Origin of the sequence: Natrinema sp. SYSU A 869 (genome assembly GCF_019879105.1) — an archaeon.
Classification (GTDB): Archaea; Halobacteriota; Halobacteria; order Halobacteriales; family Natrialbaceae; genus Natrinema.
In genome coordinates, this window is record NZ_CP082249.1 from 1927710 (window position 1) to 1945765 (window position 18056).

The following is an 18056-nucleotide window of genomic DNA, read 5'->3' on the forward strand; positions in this document are numbered from 1 at the left end:
CTATCTGGTCGAATGCACTTACTAATTAGAACCCATATTTAACCACTACTAGTGTGTACCCGTATATGGCGATCTAAGACAGACTGTCGCCACCCCCCCCCCTTTCCCCACCCTTTCGATCGTGCTATCACCCTCGAGACACGGCTTTGGGTCTCGAGATGCGATGAGTCGCCTCGATCAGACAGTCGAGAGCACACTCGTCGGTCAGTTCTTGCTTGCTCGAAGAAGCTATTGTGATTGGGTCCGCCGGGACTACTGCTCGATCGTTTCCTCCCACTCGATCCAGTCCTGCTCCCAGCCGTGGCGGGACTCGGCACGTCGCTGCGCTCGTTCGCGGTCCTCACGCGTCGTTCGGTTGCGCTCGACGGCCCCCGACTGTTCGCCCTCGACCAGTAATGGATCGAACGAAACGGGGCCGAATCGATCGACGTTACCGTCGGCAGAGACGGCCTCGAGTCGCTGCTGGTGCGTGCCACGTGGGAAGACCAGTCGTCCCTCGCCAGTCAACTGCTCGAGCAGCGCGCGAGGCGGATCGACGGCTGCGGCCTCGAGCAAGATACGATCGAAGGGAGCGTACTCGGGGAGGCCGTTCGCACCGTCGCGGCAGTCGACGAGGACACCGTCGTAGCCTGCGTCAGCGAGGTTCCCCCGGGCTTCGACGACCAGCGGCCGAGAGATGTCGACGGCGTGAACGTTCGTCTCACCGACGAGTTCGGCTGTGACGGCCGCCGTGTAGCCGACGCCGGCACCGACGATCAGCACGGTCTCGTCGTCCTCGAGGGCCAGCGCCTGGAGCAAGCGAGCGACGGTGCTCGGTGCGAGGACGCGCGTGCCCAGCGCCTCGTGTTCGCGGTCAGCGTAGGCCGTTCGCTCGTCGTCGATGAACGCGTGCCGAGGGACGTCGCGCATCGCGACAGCGAGGTCCTCGTCTGCGAGGATGTCCCTCGGCGGGGACTCGAGGCCGTCGACCATATCCTCTCGCAGTACCGCGGGTTCCATACGCCAGCTATCGGAGCAGTCGTAATCAATGGCCCGCTTGCGCGGTCCCCCACCTACCCTCGCATCCGGACGAACCGAACGCCGCCGTGTTCGGTCCGCTCGAGCGAGCCGTCCGGCAGTTTCGTTGCGTCAACGAGCGTCTGATGGCCGGTTCCGATCGGTGCGAGCAACTGACCGCCGATCCGGACCTGCTCGACGACGGAATCGGGAAACGAGGACGCTGCACAGGTGACGTAGGCAGCATCATATGGCGCGTGCTCGGCCCATCCCTCGCGGCCGTCACCGATGCGGACCGAAACGTCGTCGTAGCCAAGCACTGTGAGTTGGTCGTGTGCCTGTTCGGCCAGCTCTTCACTGTATTCGACGGTGTAAACGCTCTCGTCACCGACCAGCTCGGCTGTGACGGCGGCGTGGTAGCCACAACCAGTGCCGATTTCGAGAACGTTGTCGCCGGGGTTGGCCTCAAGCAGCTCGGCCATGACCGCGACCATGTGTGGTGCGCTGATCGTCTGCCCGTCGCCGATCGGCAGGGGACGGTCGGCGTAGGCGCTGTCCCGGCGATCGGGCGGGACGAACTCGTGACGCGGGACTGATTCGAGGGCCTTGAGGACCCGGTCGTCGTCGACACGCGGCGCAACCATCTCGACCATGCGTTGGCGTGAAGCCTCGTAACTATCGGACATGGATCGTGGTTGAATACGCGCTCGAGAACAGTAGGGGATCGGGTGGCGAGTACCGGGGTTCAGGGTTCGCATCGACGCCCGGACTCGCGGATCGATTACCAGGCCGACCAGGCGCTGCTCTGCTCGTCGTAGGCGTAGACGCGCTTGACGTCCTTCGCCAGGGCGGTATCGCCCTCCATGTCGAAGCGGTCGCGTCGGTAGCCGTCGGCGTCGCCGCGGACGACAAAGGCGTCGATCTCGAACTCGTCGTCGCCGAAGGACTCGACCGCGCCGACCTCGAACTCGTAGTCGCCGGGGACGTGGACCGTAATGCTCCGGCTATCATCTCTCGAGCCGTCCTGCGGGTGGACGGTGACGTTGACACCGACGTTGTCGACCTCGCGGGTCCAGACGGTCTTGATCTCGTCGGCGGTGGACCCCTCGACCCGCTTCTGGCCGTCAAGTTCGACGCTCGTCACGCGGACTGTCGAGAGCACTTCCTCGGTCTCGAGGATGAACTCGTCGCCGACCTCAACGGTCTCGTCTTCGGCCGTGGTGACGTTCGCCGTGAAGGATTCGCCGCCCTGAGAGACGACTACGTCGAGTGTGACTTCGGGCTCGCGCTCGGGTCGAACCTTGTGGACGTGACTACACTCGCTACACCGAACGGTGATGGTACCGCCGCCTTCCGTCAATACTTCGTGGACCGTCTCGAGGTCCGGCGAGCACGACGGACAGACCGTCGGAACGCGCTCCGGGATATCGCTCATAGTCCCCTATAGCAGCTACGTACCTAAAAGACGATTGAAGCCGTCGTCGTTCGCTCCCTCTAGTTCCCCTGGATGGCGTCGATGACCATCGCCGCGGCGACGATGGGCTCTTTCGGGACGTTGCTGGCGTCGTCGATCGTAATCTCGTAGCGGTCGCGTAGCGAAAATTGCCCGTCAATGGACCCGACGTGAGCGCCTTCCTGGTCGGTGATCTCGTACTTGTGTGGGATCCAGCCGCCGAACGGGATGATGTTCCGGGCCAGCGTCACCATCGCACCGCGAGAGTTGATTTCGGCCAACTTCGATTCGGTGGTCGCGTCGCGGATTTTCCACGTATCCTGTAGCAGAGAGTAGTCGTTGTCCAGAATGACGATATCCTCGCCGGTCTGTGCGTCCGAAAGCACGTAGTTCCCCGCGACGTCGATAATCCCGCCGGCCTTCACGGTGAACACTTCGTTGTCGTCGGCGTCGACGAAGGGGAACTCCTCTTTCATTTTCAACATCTTCTGTTTCCCCCGTAGAACGACATCCCCATTGACGTCGAGCGCCTTGTACTTGTTCCGGATGAATCCTTGTTCGACCGTGTAGCGGTCGTCAGTGAGTTCGATCCCCTTAATATCGTATCCCCGAGTGTCGCTCATCGGTCCGAACTCACACTAGCAATACTTCAAACCACTAGGTTTTCACACAATTATCAGAGATCGAATCTTCGATGCCGATCGAATTCGGCTCGAGCGGCTTTCAGGGAATCGGAACGCCCGACGGTCGATCAGGCGTCATTGACCGTCGGAAGTTCGATGGAGTCGCCGTCGGCGAAGACCATCGGCTCGCGAATGATGCCGTCGAGGTGGATCGGCGCTTCCGTGTCGCCACCAATACCCGCGTTGTCACCGATCGCGATGTGAACGGTCCCTCCCGCCTTCTCGTCGAGGAGGACCGAGCCGACGAGTTCGGAGACGGCCACGTTCGTGCCGATCCCAAGTTCCGCGAGGTTGTACGCGGCGTCACCGACGTCTTCGGCCGCGTCCGCGACCGTTTCGCGAATCTCGTCGTCCGAGATGTGCGTGACGAGGCCGTCTTCGACCTCGAACGTGAGCTGGTGACCGTCCGCGAGCAGCCCGTGGGGGCGCATCGTCCCGTCGACGACGAACGTCCCGTCGGCGGTTTCGGGGCTGATGAATACCTCTCCTGCCGGCAGATTCGACATCTCACCGGATTCGTGGACGATGCCGGTATCAGAGAGCCACTCACGGTCGCCGACGCCGAAGGTAATGTCGGTCCCGGCGTCGGTCGTCACGCGAATCTCGTCGGCCCCGGCGACCTGCTTGCGAACGGCTTCGCAGTGAGCTGCGATCGACTCGTAATCGGCCGCCAGCCCGGTCGTGAAGACGTCCTCAGTGATCCCCGGGAGCGTCGCGACCCGCGCGCCGGCCTCGTTGGCTTCGGTTCGGGCCCGCGTATGGCTTAGGCTCTTGGTCGTCGGCGCGAGCACCACGTCGGCTCCGGCCATCGCCGCCGCGACGGGAGCCGGCGGCTCGCCGCCGTGGGTCTCCCCCGGCGGGTAGCGGACGATCACGGCGTCATCGGTGATCTCACTTGCCACCTCGTAGAGCACCTCTCCAATCGGTTCGCGTTTGTCGTCGGTGACGATCGCACACGACTCCCCCGACTCGAGATCCAGACACTGGCGGACCGCCGTCTCCGCCGCTGCTCGAAGTGCTGCCATACGTGAGTATGCAGCGAGCGGGCCGATATGTCTTGCCCTCGGCCGCGCTTGAGAGCGTTCGATCGGTTTCGCAGGCCGCCCTCGTGACCCGCGCTGCCCGACTGTCTTCGAGAAGCGTGCGATGGGGCCCGAAATCGCCCTCGAGACCGATCGAGAACTCCGAAACGAGTAAACATCGGCTGATAGGGCTCGAAACGATTATCCCGCTTGGTGGTTCACTCCCGGGTACATGCAACAGGTCGCCATCAACGGCTACGGCACGATCGGCAAGCGCGTTGCGGACGCCGTCCGACAACAGCCCGACATGGAGGTACTGGGCGTCGCGAAGACGCGCCCGAACTTCGAGGCCGAGACAGCGATCGACAAGGGGTTCCCCCTCTACGCCGCCGTCGAGGAGCGCGAGGAGTTGTTCGCCGAGGCCGGCCTTGAGATCGCAGGGCCGGTCGAGAACCTCGTGGCCGAGGCCGACGTCGTCGTTGACGCGACGCCGTCGGGAATCGGGGCCCAGAACAAGGAACTCTACGAGGAGTACGACACGCCCGCGCTCTACCAAGGCGGCGAGGACGCCGAAATCACCGACGTGAGCTTCAACGCGCGCTCGAACTTCGAGGAAGCCGTCGACGCTGACCACGTCCGCGTTGTCTCCTGTAACACGACCGGACTGTCCCGGGTCATCGCACCGCTCCGGGAGGCCTACGGCATCGAAAAGGTTCGCGCAACGCTCGTCCGTCGTGGTGGCGACCCCGGGCAAGCCGACCGCGGCCCGATCAATGACATCCTCCCGAACCCGGTGACGATTCCGTCCCACCACGGCCCCGATGTCGAGACCATCTTCCCTACCCTCGACATCGATACGCTCGGGATGAAGGTGCCCGCGACGCTGATGCACATGCACAGCCTGAACGTCACCTTAGAGGAGGACGTCGACGCCGCCGAGGTCCGCGAACTGTTCGCCGATGAGTCACGCCTGTTCCTCATCCCCGAGCGGATGGATATCGACGGCAGCGGGGCACTCAAGGAATACGCGCTGGACGCAGGCCGACCGCGTGGCGACGTCTGGGAGAACTGCATCTGGGAGGAATCCATCTCGACCGAGGGACGGGATTTCTATTGTTTCCAGGGCATCCATCAGGAGAGCGACGTCGTGCCAGAGAACGTCGACGCCATCCGCGCCGTGACTGGCGCTGCCGACGCCGAGGAGAGCATCGCGACAACCAACGAGATGCTCGGTATCGGGCTCTAGGGCCGGATTCGCCCGATCCACGAAGGTTCCGTTTTCACGCCGCTCGAGGACTATATTCGCTATATTTCGGTTCCGGCGCGAGTCGGCGACGCGTTTCGATCGTATAGCAACGACAGAAAGTTTTTGCCACGGGATGCCCTAGACACCCCCATGCGCCGAGACGACCGCGACGAACCCTTCGACGATCTGTTCCGCGAAATTGAACGAATGATGAACGAGATGATGAACGGCGCGGACGGGAACGTGAACTTCAACTCCTCAAGCAACGTCGACAACGGATTCGGTATGGACACCCACGTCGATATCCACGAGACCGACGAGGAGGTCCGCGTCGTCGCCGACCTCCCCGGCGTCGAAAAGGACAACATCGAACTCGAGTGTGACGGCAAGACCCTGACGATCTCCGCGGAAAGCGACCATCGCCAGTACGACGAGCGCGTCTCCCTGCCGAGCCGCGTCAACGAACACACTGCGTCCGCGACCTACAACAACGGCGTCCTCGAAGTCGTCTTCGACCGCGCCGAACAGTCCTCGGACATCAGCCTCGAGTAATCGAGCCGTCGCGGTCGTAGTTTTCTCCAATTACGCCTCGGCAGCGGTGCGTATCGCGGCCGCGAGCCGATCGTAGAAGTCGGGCTCGTACTTCGTCTCCTCGTCGATCGTCGGCCGTGCGTTCGTCTCGTTGACGACCAGCCGATCGGCCGTCTCAAGCAGGTCGACGCCGAGGAACGGGATCTCGAGTTCGGTGGCGACCGATTCAGCGAGGTCGCGCCACACGTCGGGAAGGTCAACACCCGTCGCCTCCGCGCCGCGGTGGACGTTGTGTTTCCACTGGCCCTCGCTGACCGCCTCATCGGGTAGTCTTCGCTCGACCGCGCCGACGTACTCCCCCTCGAGGACCATCACACGGTAGTCGGTCGCGTTCGGGAGGTACTCTTGGACGAGAAAGGACTGATCGCCGGTCGCCCGGTAGTCGTGGACCAGCGAGAGGTAGTCACAGATGCCGAGAAAGGTATCGAGGTCGTGGGCCTTCGCGACTCCGACGCCCCGCGTCGTCGAGTTGGGCTTGACCACGACCGGCGGCTCGAACCGCTCGAAGACCGCCGTCAACTCGTCTTCACCGACGTCGTTCGAAACGTAGACCGACTTCGGCACCGGCAGCTCGGCCCGCTTGAGCCGGGCCAGCACCTCTGCCTTGTTTCGCGAGGTCAACACCGTGTCGTGATCGTTGAGCCACGGAATCTCGAGCAAGGCGTCGGCGACTCCGCCCTCCATCAGCCGGCCGGGGTAGACGAAACCGACATCGTACTCGTCGGGCTCCCACGGCGGCTCGTCAAGCGCGACCGTGCGCTCGCGCACGGGCATGTGACGAACCCGTATCCCCCGCTCGGCCAGCGGCTCCCGCATCCGCTCGAACGTCTCCTTATCGTTCGCGACCGCGAGATCGATCATAGTCGGGACTCGGGAGTAGAGGCGTAAAAAGGTGCTCGAGACAGCAATCCGGAATCGAGACGGGGTGGCCGGGAGTGCGTCTCGAGCAGACGAGAGAGACGCACGACCCACTGTCAGAGCAAGCTCTGACAAGCCTTGCTTCACTCCGTTTCGCAAGATTACGGAAGAGCCAGCTCTTCCGAGCGGCGAGGGACCGCTGGTCCCTCGAGCAGTCGGCGCGAAGTCGTTCGAACGATCGAAGATCGTTCGTGATGCCGAAAATCGAAGATTTTCGGGCCACGCCGACAACCTCGCGGACGCAAGCGTTCACACCGTTACAACCGCGAGTGAGTGCCGAAGGCACGAACAAGCGGGCCGACGACCGATGTGGAGAACGCTACGCGTTCGGAACGGAGAGAGGAGTGTTTTTAATCGAATTTTTGCCGAGGGTGAGCCGTAGGCGCACCCGCAGAGCAAAAATTCGTTTTACGCAATCAGCTGTTCTTCGCCGCGCTCGATGATGACGCGACACGGCGGCGAGATCTTGTTGTAGGAGCGCCGAAGCGCTTCCTTGGCGAACTCGGCGTCGTCGACGTCACACCAGATGGTGAAAATGCGCTCGCCAGCATCGATGCGAGCGGCGGTGCCGACGATCTTCCCGAAGGCCTGACGCATCCCGTCGGAAACACGGTCCGCACCCGCGCCCGTTGCCTGCTTGTTCTCCCGGATGACGTGGTGGGGGAACTTGCGCAGGACCATCTTGTAGTTGTTCTCGCCGGCATTTTTCAGCATGTGACGGTTCGCCGAGAGGCGCGAGGCCTCGAGGCTTCCGTGGCGGAGCTGGACCTCTTCTTCCGTGACGAGGCTGATCTGGACTGGGTAGTCCTCGGCGTTCGCCTGGGCGTCGCCCATATTGTGCTGTGCAATCTTCGATCCGGGGATCCCAGTAATGTATTCGCGGCGCGTGTAGGCCGGCTTACTGATCTCCCGGTACATGGAGGCAGGTTTGTCGGACATGGTGGTTACTTACGAAAACGGAAGCCCACCGCGCGGATAAAGGCTTCGAAGCGCCGCGTGGAATCGGTGGCAGGAACGACAGCTCGTTGTCTGGAGCGAGGGGATCAGTTCGCGGGAACGTACTCGGAGCCGGTCCGCTCGATCAGCCCCTCGCTCTCAATCGAGGAGAGCACGCTCAAAATCGATAGTTTCTGCATGTTCAGGAGAGTGCTCAGGTCCGCGACCGTCGCGCGGCCGGTCGCTTCGATAGTGAGATAGACGAGTTTGCTCTGGGCGGAGTCGAGTTCGGTTGGGAGGCGTTCGATTCGATCGGTCGTCTGCGCATCTTCCATCATCATACTAACAGCATCCACGAACTGCCGTATAAGTCTATGGTGCAGTAGGTATATAGAGGCTAGTAGATATAATTGTGTATATATGCCACACCAGGTCGATTGGGGACATCGGCAGAAAGAGTCACGAATCAGAACCGAATCGACTCGACTGCAAACGAAATCGAATCCATCGGCACGCGGTGGCAACACGTGGACAGCAGCCACTCGGGTTTCCCGGCGGCGTATTTAAGGTTCCACCGCCGGAACAAATCCCTATGAGGAGTTTCCGGATCGGTTCCCTGTTCGGAATCCCGATCAAACTAGATCTGACCTTCTTGCTGGTGCTCCCGCTGTTCGCGTACCTCATCGGGGCGCAGATCGAAGGAGTGGCAGGGATACTGAACGACGGATTAGCGGCAGAGATCGACGTCGGGGCCATCACCGCCGGCTCAATGCCGTGGCTACTCGGGCTGGCCGCAGCGGTCGGCCTGTTCGTCGGCGTTGTGCTCCACGAACTCGGCCACTCGCTGACCGCTCGGCGGTACGGGTTTCCGATCGAGTCGATCACGCTCTGGCTGTTCGGTGGGATCGCCGCCTTCTCGGAGATGCCCGAGGACTGGCGTCAGGAGCTCAATATCGCCGTTGCCGGCCCGATCGTCAGCGTCCTGGTCGGTGTCGGTACTTACGCGCTCTTCGTCGTGACCCCCGAGAGCCTCAGTGGCGTACGGTTCGTCCTCGGCTACCTCGCTGTCCTGAACGTCGCGCTCGCCGTCTTCAACATGATTCCCGCGTTTCCGATGGACGGCGGACGGGTGTTACGTGCTTTGTTGGCCCGCGGGCAACCGTACGCGCGGGCGACCCAGCAGGCCGCCAGCGTCGGGAAGCTGTTCGCAGTTCTGATGGGGCTGTTTGGCCTCTTCGCGTTCAACATAATCCTCATCGGCGTCGCCTTCTTCGTCTACATCGCCGCCTCGAGCGAGGCCCAACAGGTGACGATGAAAGCGGCCTTTCAGGACGTCACTGTCGGCGACATCATGACGCCTGCGAGCGACCTCCATACCGTCGAACCCGACACGACGGTCGCGGAGCTGATCCAGCGGATGTTCACTGAGCGCCATACCGGCTATCCAGTCGTCGACACCAATGCGTTCGAGGGCGAGCGACTCATCGGACTCGTGACGCTGACCGACGCCCGCGATGTCGACCCGGTCGAGCGAGATGCCTACACGGTCGAAGACGTGATGACGACCGAACTGCAGACGATCTCGCCCGACTCTGACGCGATGACCGCCATCGAGCGGATGCGGGAACACGATATCGGTCGCCTGCTCGTGGTCGATGACGACGACCTCGTCGGACTGATCTCGCGGACTGACGTGATGACCGCCTTCGACATCGTCCAGCAAAGCGGTGCGATCGCTCCCGCCGGCCGACCGCGAACTGCAGACTGAGAGCCATTCACGAGCGAATTTTGGGGCGGAAAGTTCTGCGAACAAACGGTTTAACCGTAGTCGGAGCCGACACTGCATCGATGCCACCGGCCATCGAGACCGTCGATCTCGTGAAGGAGTACGGCGATCTGCGCGCGCTGCAGGAGCTATCACTGACCGTCGAGGAAGGCGAATTCTTCGGCCTGCTCGGCCCCAACGGGGCGGGGAAGACGACCTTTATCAACACCTTGGTCGGTCTGGTCCGTAAGACCGGTGGCGAGGCGCGGGTCTTCGGCCACGACGTCGAGGACGACTACCAGCAGGCCCGCGACGCGATTGGTCTCGCACCCCAGGAGTTCAACGTCGATCGCTTCTTTCCGATCAAGGAAGTCCTGATGCACAAGGCCGGCTACCACGGAATCCCCGAAGACGAGGCCGCCGAACGAGCCGACGAGGTCCTCAAGCGCGTCGGGATCTACGACAAGCGCGACGAGCGCTTCGACTGGCTCTCCGGGGGAATGAAACGTCGCCTGCTGCTCGCTCGAGCCCTCGTCACCAAACCCGACCTCCTGATTCTCGACGAACCGACCGCGGGCGTCGACGTCCAGTTGCGCCACGACCTCTGGGAACTCGTCACCGAACTCAACGAAGAGGGGACGACGATCCTGCTGACCACCCACTACATCGAGGAGGCCGAACGCCTCTGTGATCGGGTCGCAATCATGAACGAGGGCCGAAAGGTTACCGTCGCAACCCCGGCCGAACTGAAACAGCGTGGGACCGACACCATCGCCGTGCGCCTCGAATCCGCGCCGACCGCCATACCCGATCTCGGTACGTACGCACACGAAACGACGGTCTCCGGTGATCTACTCGAGGTCCGCGTCGACGACGGTGGCTCGACCGCGCCGCAGTTGCTCAACGACCTCGAGGCGATGGGCCACGAGATCGCCGACCTTGAGATCACCAGGACATCGCTCGAGGAGATTTTCGTTGATCTGACGCGGAGCGAGGATCGGACCGTGACTCGGTCGTCGGCGGAGAGTGCGGACGATGACGAACCGCCGGCGAACCGCGAACGGGAGCAAGAACGAGAGCAGGAGGGGTCGCCTGATGCTGTCTGTCGGCTTCCGCGCGCTCTTCCGCCGCGAGATACTGCGGTTCGTCCGCCGGCCGAAGAACACGTTCATGCCGCCGGCGATCACGAACGTGCTCTACTTCGCCGTCTTCGGAGTGATCCTCGGCAACCGGATCGATCAGATTGCGGGCTTCGACTACATCCTCTTCATCGTGCCTGGCCTCATCGTCCTGGGCGCGATCTCGAATGCCTTCGAGAACGCCTCGTTCTCCATCTTCCACGGCAGATGGAACGAGTACATCCACGAGACGCTGACCTCGCCACTATCGTACGTCGAGATGGTCGTCGCCTACGTCGGCGCCAGCGCGGTACGGGGCCTCGTCGTCGGCGTCATCATCGCCGTCGTGGGCCGGCTGTTCGTGCCGATCAGTATCGAACACGGTCTGTTCCTCGTCGCCACGATGGTCGTCATCACGTCGCTATTCGCCGGCCTCGGTATCATCGGCGGACTCGTCGCCCGGGACTTCGACGACCTGACCGTGATGAATCAGTTCATTCTCCGGCCGCTGGTCTTCTTCGGCGCCGTCTTCTACTCCCTCGAGACGTTCGATTACGCCTGGCAGGTGAACCTCTCCTTGCTGAACCCGATGGTCTATATGGTCGACAGTGTCCGGTTCGGACTACTCGGTTACTCGGATCTGATCGGAGTCAGCATTCTCCCCGGCCCCTACGCCGACTTCGCGCCGCTGGTCTCACTTGGAGTGCTCACGACGGGTGCTGTCATCGTCATGGCAATCGATGTCTACCTGTTCAAGATCGGCTACGGACTGACCGACTGACGGGCCTCGATCATCGCGAGCGATACCGTTCAGTTTCGATTTCGCGGCTCCGCTCGGACCTTCTCGGATGTCTCTCACTGCTGGGAACTTGTAGTGCCGACGCCGAATACGAAACTGGATCCGTGAACGCGTAGGTAACTCTCACAGAGACGGTTATTCATCTACTATTTCTCAGTGAGAGATTCGTCGCGATGCTCTCGGCGTCCTGATAGGCGCGACGGGTTGTGAATCGGTGCTCAAGGATGGCGTGCTGCTGTCCGTAAACCGCCTTCGAACGTGTCGGCGGCCGTGTTTGTCGATTTGATCAGTCAGCCAGATCGACGACCTCGTCGCGGACCGACCACAGGGAGCCCAAGTGATCGTCGTCGACCTCACGGAGGGTGGCGGCCGGTCGGTCCTCGTAGGTGGTTCGGACCGGGCCAATCGGGGCGTTTTCGTCGTCGGTTCCGTGCCAAACCGTCACGTCGCCGTCGGGTAGCGACAGCGACCAGTTGGCCGCGAGCGCGCGACTCTCGCGTACCGCGCCCGACGGACCGGACGACAGTCCGACGCGGAAATCGCGACCGACGATGCGGGCGGTCTCATCGTCGACGGACCGGTCGGTCAACTGGTCGACAACGACTCGGTCGCCCCGGAGCCGTGCGACGACCGCGCCGACTCGGAACGCGACGCCCAGGAGTCGCGGGAACCGAACGAGCGGGCCGAACGGCCCGCCGTCGTGTGCCGGAACCGGAGCACCGACCACGCCAATATCGGAGATCCGATCGGCATGGTGTGCGGCGACGGCCAGCGCGTAGGGACCGCCGCCAGAGAATCCGGCGACTGCGAACGACTCGAGTCCCAAGGCGTCGACGAGCGCTCGGCAGTCTTCGGCCCACGTTTCGAACGTTCCGTTCGGATTCGGATCGGAACGACCGTATCCGGGGCGACTCGGCGCGATCACGCGAACGCCCCGGGTGCGAGCGGGCTCCGAAAGCAACGCTCCGAGGTGTGACGACCCGGGTGTTCCGTGGTGGAAAACCAGCGGCGTGCCATCGCGATCGCCGTACGTCGCAAACGCCAGCGTCCGGCCATCGGAGAGCGAGATCGACTCAGACTCGGAAACGACCATGCGAAACGTTCGCTCTCGGAAACACATCCACGTTACGACATCCACAACAGCGGGCCGACACGCCGACGCTCGTCTGCGACGGCGGCTACTCGAGCGGGCCTCGCCACCTTCGAGCCTCGTCGCGTCTACCCGTCGTGCTCAGCGACCTTGACCAACTGCTTCCCGATGTTCTCGCCCTCGAATAGCCCGAGGAACGCGTCCGGAGCGTTCTCGAAGCCTTCGACGACGTTCTCGCGGTAGCGGATCTCGTCGTTCTGAATGAACTGTGAGAGTCGCTCGAGCGCCTCGCCCCACCGGGGCTGGTAGTCGCTGACGAGCAGGCCCTCGACCGTCGCACGGGTTTCGATGAGTTTGGCGAGCTTTCGCGGCCCGGTCGGCACCTCGGTCTCATTGTAGAGCGAGATCTGGCCACAGACCGCGACGCGAGCGTCGACGTTCAGACGGGGCCAGACGGCGTCCGTGATGGGGCCGCCGACATTGTCGAAGTAGACGTCAACGCCGTCCGGACAGGCCTCGTCGACCGCGGCGGAGAGGTCGTCGGTCTCCTTGTAGTTGATCGCGGCGTCGAAGCCAAGCTCCTCGGTGAGCCACTCGATCTTCGCCTCGCTGCCGGCGGTACCAACCACTCGCGCGCCCGAGAGGCGGGCGAGTTGGCCGACGACGGAGCCGACCGCGCCCGCGGCCGCAGAGACGACGACAGTATCGCCGGGTTTCGGATCACAAACATCGTTCAGACCCCAGTACCCCGTGACGCCGGGCATCCCGAGCACGCCGATCGCCGTCGAGATCGGGCCATGATCCGGGTTCACTCCCTGGAGCTTGTCCGCATCCGCGACGATGTGTTCTGCCCATAGGAGGTCTCCGGTGACGATGTCGCCCTCGGAGAACTCGGCGGCGTTCGATTCGAGAACCTCGCCAACGACGCTGGCTTGCATCGGGTCGCCGACATCCCATGGTTCGGCATAGGACTCTGCATCGCGCATCCGGCCGCGCATATACGGGTCGACCGACTGATAGAGCGTCTTGAGAAGAACCTCACCGTGGTCCGGTTCGGGACGGTCGACGGTGACGAGTTCGAAGTTCTCTTCGGTCGGTTCACCGACTGGCCGGCTGGCGAGTTGCCACTGTCTGGTTTCTGCCATACACACACATGGCGGTGCCGGTAAGTCAATATTTGTGTCCCGGAACCGGAGACTGGCTGACGCTTCGTCCGCTCGCTCGATCCCGAGCGCCATCGTACTCGCAAAACCCGTCACGACGGCCAACCCTCTCGCAAATTCGGCTTGAACCGTAATCGATTTGGTCGGTATCCGCCCCTATGTTTCGTATGGGCTCGGATCACGACGTACTGCAGGACTTGCTCGCAGGCAATGAGCGACACGTAGGTGAACTCCCCGACGGATTCTTTTCGGCGGTACAGGACGGCCAACAGCCCGACCTCGTCTCCGTCTGCTGTTCGGACTCGCGCGTTCCACAGGAACGGATGTGGGACGTCGACGATCCCGGGACGGTCTTTACGCCCAGTAACATCGGCAACCAGGTCTGGGACGAGGACGACGGCGACCTGATCGTCAACGGCGGGATGCTGTACCCGATCGCACACGCCGGCACCGACGTCGCGGTCGTCGTCGGCCACACCGGCTGCGGTGCCGTTACCGCCGCCTATGAGGCCGCTACCGGCGGTAGCATGCCCGGCCCACAGGGCGTCGACAAGTGGGTCGATCTACTCGTCCCGGTCATCGAGGAGGGCCTCGAGAGTGAGCGGATCAACGCCGATGCGGACGACGAGACAGTAATCAATCAGCTCGTGGAGTACAACGTCGACAGGCAGGTCGACTTTCTGCGGAACGCCGCGGACGTCCCCGACGATGTCGAGGTCTATGGCTTCGTCTACGACTTTCAGGGGATCTACGGCGACGACCGCGGCCGGGCGTATCTCGTCAATCTCGGCGGCGAGACGGATCCGGACGCGATCGCCGACCGGATTCCCGACGAGTACGCGGACGCGGTTCGTCGCCTGCTGGGCTGAGTGCTCGCGAGGACGGGCGCGATCGATACTGAAAGATCGGCTCGAGAAGCGACGTCGATACCGTTTTGCTGGTCGCGTTGAAAGAACTCGGTATGCGAAAGTATCTCGAGTCGGACCTCGGCTTCTACTACGCCGTCGGGGTCTTCATTATCGCGGTCTTCGTCATCGGTCTGACATCCTTTGCCATTCTCAACCCCGGCGGCGTCGGGACCGTCGAACTCGTCGGCCTCTCCGGCGGGTTCTTCCTGTTTATGGTCGTCTACTTCATCGCAATCTCGGTCCAGCGGCTGGAGGACGGCGACAGCATTTGAACCGCCAGAACGGCCGACAGAGACTCGAGCGAGCCGTACTCCGACAGTCGGCGTGATACGTAACGAGCCGCAGGATTTATGCGTACCGCCCCCTTTCTTCAGAAGCAATGGCGAAAGGAACCGTTGATTTCTTCAACGACACTGGCGGCTACGGATTCATCGAGACAGAGGACGCGGACGACGACGTGTTCTTCCACATGGAAGACATCGGCGGCCCGGACCTGGAAGAAGGACAGGACCTCGAGTTCGATATCGAGCAGGCCCCCAAGGGCCCGCGCGCGACGAACGTCGAGCGCCTGTAAGGCGGAATTCGTAACAGTATCGGCACTTGACTGCAGTATTTTACACCCCTGAGCGACAGCGCTGACAGTTTAGCATCACTTTTAGTAGCGGCGACGCTCACTGTCCGGTATGACCGAGCCGCTGCTCCGGCGTGGCGACGAGATCGAGTACGAGACGGTCTCCGCCGCCGACGGCCTCGAGAAAGGCGTCCTGATCGCCGATGACCACGGTGCGCCGAACTTCGCGATTCGGCGGTTCGTCCTTGAGCCCGGTGCCGACGTGCCGAAACACACCAACGATGTCGAACACGAGCAGTACGTCCTCGAGGGCGAGTATACGGTCGGAATTGGAGGCGACGAGTACGACGTCGAGCCCGGCGACTCGCTGCTCATTCCGGCCGGAACAGTCCACTGGTACCGCAATGAGGGCGACGAACCGGGCGCGTTCATTTGTGCGGTTCCAAACGGTGACGACGAGATCGACCTGCTCGAGTGAGTGTGAACGCGGTTCGTCGAGTGGCCGACTATGGTAAACTCGTGACGACCGCGGGTGAGTCCACGACTTGGTGAGCGCCTTCTGATACTGTCAGACAGAACTAGTTGACTATCGATCGCTGAATTCGTCCGTTTCCACAGTCGACGGACGATCTTTCGCGATCAAATCTGCAGTGACTTCTGTCCGGCAGTATGAACCGTGTCTTCGAATGCACCGCTGCAGATGCTGACCGACGGCCTGACGTGACCGAAACCAACGAGAGAGTCTCATACCGATCCTTAACCACAAGGACTAAACACCTTTTAGGACAACCTAAATCCCGATGGTAGAAGCGCAGTCTGTCGGTGAGCACGCAGCGAACCGGTCACGGAGCGGGTGGGTGACCGGAAAGCTCGTGCTCTTTTGCCTAGCAAGTACGGTTGTTACCGTCGTCGCCGGGCTGGTACAGGTGACATTCGGGGAGTACCCGATTGGGTTCATCGACGCCTGGTCGGTGGTATTCGAGCCCACAATACTGTTCAATCTCAACGCGTGGTCAGGGTTCCTGCTCGGAGGCGAACTCCCACAGATGGATACCGCCGAAATCGTCATCTGGGAACTCCGGCTCCCGCGGGTGTTCGTCGCGATCATCTCCGGTGCGACGCTGGCGATCTCCGGAGCGATCTTTCAGGCGGTGACGCGAAACGAACTGGCCAGTCCGTTCGTGCTCGGCGTCAGTTCCGGCGCCGGCTTCGCGGTACTGGCGACGCTGGTGGTCTTTACCGGACTGACACCGTTTCTCCCGTTAATCGCGGCGCTGGGGGGCACGATCGCCTTTTTGGTCGTCTACGGGATCGCCTGGAAAGGGGGAACCAGTCCCGTTCGGCTCGTGCTCGCGGGCGTGATCGTCAACATGGTTTTCCAGTCGCTCCAGCAGGGACTGTTCTTCTTCGTCGACGATCTGGGCGTCGCCCAGACGGCGATCGCCTGGCTCACGGGCTCGTTCATCGGAACGGGCTGGTCGGAGGTCCGCATCGCACTCCTCCCGGCACTCGTGTCGATCGTAATCGCGCTGGCCGCGTCCCGGCAGTTGAACGTCCTGTTGCTGGGCGAGAGCACTGCTCGGTCGCTAGGCATGCGTGTCGAACACGTTCGATTTTTCCTCTCCGCGGTCGCGATCCTCGCAGCCAGCGTCGCGATCGCCGTCGCAGGCATTATCAGCTTCTTCGGCCTGGTCGTCCCCCACATCGTCCGCAACAGCGTGGGGAGTGACTACCGCCAGTTGATCGTCGGCTGTCTCTTCGCCGGACCGGCACTGATGCTCGCCGCCGACGTCGGCGCCCGCCTCGCACTCAACGGGGCGCAGATGCCGGTCGGTGTCGTCACCGGACTGCTCGGCGGCCCCTACTTCCTCTATCTCATGCGAAAGCAGCAATCCATGGGTGAGCTCTAATGTCACAGAACCAATACAAAACGACACAAGAACGGATCACCGACGGCGACGGCGTCACAGTCGAAAGCGCACTCGTCGGCGAGGAACTCGCGTTGAGTTACCCGTCGACCGAGGAGACCATCGTCGAGTGCGCGCGGCTGGACGTTCCCGAACAAGCGGTGACCGCACTCGTCGGTCCTAACGGCAGCGGGAAGAGTACGCTGTTGAAGGCGCTCTCGAATCATCTCGAGCCCGATCAGGGAGCGGTCACGATCCACGGCAAGGAACTCGATTCGTTCGATCGGAAGGAACTGGCCCGCGAACTGGGCGTCCTCTCCCAGGAGAACGACTCGCTGGGTTCGATCACCGTCGAGGATCTGATCTATCACGGCCGGTATCCTCATCGCAGCTTCTTCGACAGCGTCAGCGAGGAGGATCACGCGGCCGTCGAACGCGCACTTGAGCTAACGGAAATCGGACACATCCGGGACGCCGAACTCGGACAACTGAGCGGCGGACAGAAACAGTTGGCCTGGATCGCTATGGTGCTGGCTCAGGATACCGACGTCCTCCTGCTCGACGAACCGACAACGTTTCTCGACATTCACCACCAGTTTCGGGTCCTCGAGACGATCCGCCAGCTCAACGAGGAGAAAGGTGTCACCGTGGCCGTCATCCTCCACGACATCGCCCAGGCGGCCCGCTTTGCGGATTATCTGGTCGCGATGTGCGACGGCGAACTGTACGACTGGGGGCCGCCGGAGGAGGTAGTGACTGAACAGTTGCTGGCCGACGTCTTCGGCGTCGAGGCGACCGTCGAGTACGAACCCGAATTACAGGTATTGCCCAAGCGAGCGCTGTCCGAGCAGTGATAACCGGAACAGCCATATAGTTTTAGGCCGGCCTAA

At 62.4% G+C, this 18056-nt stretch carries 20 protein-coding genes and 1 pseudogene; 11 read left to right on the forward strand and 10 right to left on the reverse strand.

Translation table 11 applies throughout. From position 1 onward, the window contains the following. Nucleotides 1-252 precede the first annotated feature (252 nt). From K6I40_RS17705 to K6I40_RS17725, 5 genes are all read right to left on the reverse strand, one after another. Entirely contained in the window at nucleotides 253-999 is a 747-nt protein-coding gene (locus K6I40_RS17705) for a protein-L-isoaspartate O-methyltransferase (protein ID WP_222920294.1), read from the reverse strand. 53 nt (nucleotides 1000-1052) lie between these two features. Then, nucleotides 1053-1682 (reverse strand): protein-L-isoaspartate(D-aspartate) O-methyltransferase, encoded by a 630-nt coding sequence (locus K6I40_RS17710; protein ID WP_222920295.1) that lies wholly within the window; start codon nucleotides 1680-1682, stop codon nucleotides 1053-1055. Between the two features lie 95 nt (nucleotides 1683-1777). Then, the gene (locus K6I40_RS17715; RefSeq protein WP_222920296.1) at nucleotides 1778-2431 is read right to left on the reverse strand and encodes an HVO_0476 family zinc finger protein; all 654 of its coding nucleotides are present in this window, start codon (nucleotides 2429-2431) and stop codon (nucleotides 1778-1780) included. Nucleotides 2432-2490: 59 nt separating this feature from the next. After that, nucleotides 2491-3072, reverse strand: coding sequence for a hypothetical protein (locus tag K6I40_RS17720; RefSeq protein WP_222920297.1), 582 nt, complete (start codon nucleotides 3070-3072; stop codon nucleotides 2491-2493). 128 nt (nucleotides 3073-3200) lie between these two features. Beyond that, nucleotides 3201-4157, reverse strand: coding sequence for an aminopeptidase (locus tag K6I40_RS17725; protein WP_222920298.1), 957 nt, complete (start codon nucleotides 4155-4157; stop codon nucleotides 3201-3203). A gap of 229 nt (nucleotides 4158-4386) precedes the next feature. Between K6I40_RS17725 and K6I40_RS17730 the strand changes: the two genes are divergently transcribed. Then, nucleotides 4387-5400, forward strand: coding sequence for a type II glyceraldehyde-3-phosphate dehydrogenase (locus K6I40_RS17730; RefSeq protein WP_222920299.1), 1014 nt, complete (start codon nucleotides 4387-4389; stop codon nucleotides 5398-5400). A gap of 150 nt (nucleotides 5401-5550) precedes the next feature. Further along, on the forward strand, nucleotides 5551-5952 hold the full coding sequence (locus tag K6I40_RS17735) for an Hsp20/alpha crystallin family protein (RefSeq protein WP_222920300.1): 402 nt from the start codon (nucleotides 5551-5553) through the stop codon (nucleotides 5950-5952). A gap of 30 nt (nucleotides 5953-5982) precedes the next feature. Here K6I40_RS17735 and K6I40_RS17740 read toward each other — a convergent pair whose 3' ends face one another. The 3 genes from K6I40_RS17740 to K6I40_RS17750 form a co-directional block, all read right to left on the reverse strand. Then, nucleotides 5983-6852 carry a RimK family alpha-L-glutamate ligase gene (locus tag K6I40_RS17740; protein WP_222920301.1) on the reverse strand — a complete coding sequence of 290 codons (870 nt, stop codon included), beginning with the start codon at nucleotides 6850-6852 and terminating at the stop codon, nucleotides 5983-5985. Between the two features lie 465 nt (nucleotides 6853-7317). After that, nucleotides 7318-7848: a 50S ribosomal protein L16 gene (locus tag K6I40_RS17745; protein WP_222920302.1), complete on the reverse strand. Its 531-nt coding sequence runs from the start codon at nucleotides 7846-7848 to the stop codon at nucleotides 7318-7320. A 104-nt stretch (nucleotides 7849-7952) separates the two neighbouring features. Further along, nucleotides 7953-8186, reverse strand: a complete 234-nt coding sequence (locus K6I40_RS17750) for a helix-turn-helix domain-containing protein (RefSeq protein ID WP_222920303.1) — start codon at nucleotides 8184-8186, stop codon at nucleotides 7953-7955. Nucleotides 8187-8437: 251 nt separating this feature from the next. Here K6I40_RS17750 and K6I40_RS17755 point away from each other — a divergent pair, with 251 nt between their 5' ends. The 3 genes and pseudogenes from K6I40_RS17755 to K6I40_RS17765 all read left to right on the forward strand — a co-directional run bounded on the left by K6I40_RS17755 (nucleotide 8438) and on the right by K6I40_RS17765 (nucleotide 11509). Further along, nucleotides 8438-9613: a CBS domain-containing protein gene (locus K6I40_RS17755; RefSeq protein ID WP_222920304.1), complete on the forward strand. Its 1176-nt coding sequence runs from the start codon at nucleotides 8438-8440 to the stop codon at nucleotides 9611-9613. Nucleotides 9614-9693: 80 nt separating this feature from the next. Further along, nucleotides 9694-10698: pseudogene (locus tag K6I40_RS17760) on the forward strand (ABC transporter ATP-binding protein); the annotation flags it as partial. Nucleotides 10699-10705: 7 nt separating this feature from the next. Next, nucleotides 10706-11509: an ABC transporter permease gene (locus K6I40_RS17765; protein ID WP_222920305.1), complete on the forward strand. Its 804-nt coding sequence runs from the start codon at nucleotides 10706-10708 to the stop codon at nucleotides 11507-11509. Between the two features lie 304 nt (nucleotides 11510-11813). Here the strand turns inward: K6I40_RS17765 and K6I40_RS17770 are convergent, their stop codons facing one another. Both K6I40_RS17770 and K6I40_RS17775 read right to left on the reverse strand, forming a co-directional pair. Continuing rightward, nucleotides 11814-12620: an alpha/beta hydrolase gene (locus K6I40_RS17770; RefSeq protein ID WP_222920306.1), complete on the reverse strand. Its 807-nt coding sequence runs from the start codon at nucleotides 12618-12620 to the stop codon at nucleotides 11814-11816. Between the two features lie 125 nt (nucleotides 12621-12745). Then, entirely contained in the window at nucleotides 12746-13762 is a 1017-nt protein-coding gene (locus K6I40_RS17775; protein ID WP_222920307.1) for an NADP-dependent oxidoreductase, read from the reverse strand. 185 nt (nucleotides 13763-13947) lie between these two features. Between K6I40_RS17775 and K6I40_RS17780 the strand changes: the two genes are divergently transcribed. The 6 genes from K6I40_RS17780 (at nucleotide 13948) to K6I40_RS17805 (ending at nucleotide 18020) form a co-directional block, all read left to right on the forward strand. Then, nucleotides 13948-14649, forward strand: coding sequence for a carbonic anhydrase (locus K6I40_RS17780; protein ID WP_222920308.1), 702 nt, complete (start codon nucleotides 13948-13950; stop codon nucleotides 14647-14649). Nucleotides 14650-14741: 92 nt separating this feature from the next. Beyond that, nucleotides 14742-14960, forward strand: coding sequence for a hypothetical protein (locus K6I40_RS17785; protein ID WP_222920309.1), 219 nt, complete (start codon nucleotides 14742-14744; stop codon nucleotides 14958-14960). A 107-nt stretch (nucleotides 14961-15067) separates the two neighbouring features. Next, entirely contained in the window at nucleotides 15068-15262 is a 195-nt protein-coding gene (locus K6I40_RS17790) for a cold-shock protein (protein WP_049951623.1), read from the forward strand. 109 nt (nucleotides 15263-15371) lie between these two features. Continuing rightward, the gene (locus K6I40_RS17795; RefSeq protein ID WP_222920310.1) at nucleotides 15372-15737 is read left to right on the forward strand and encodes a cupin domain-containing protein; all 366 of its coding nucleotides are present in this window, start codon (nucleotides 15372-15374) and stop codon (nucleotides 15735-15737) included. A gap of 322 nt (nucleotides 15738-16059) precedes the next feature. Further along, on the forward strand, nucleotides 16060-17169 hold the full coding sequence (locus K6I40_RS17800) for an iron ABC transporter permease (RefSeq protein ID WP_222920311.1): 1110 nt from the start codon (nucleotides 16060-16062) through the stop codon (nucleotides 17167-17169). Continuing rightward, nucleotides 17169-18020 carry an ABC transporter ATP-binding protein gene (locus K6I40_RS17805; RefSeq protein WP_222920312.1) on the forward strand — a complete coding sequence of 284 codons (852 nt, stop codon included), beginning with the start codon at nucleotides 17169-17171 and terminating at the stop codon, nucleotides 18018-18020. Before K6I40_RS17800 ends, K6I40_RS17805 begins: the two co-directional genes overlap by 1 nt. Nucleotides 18021-18056 lie beyond the last annotated feature (36 nt).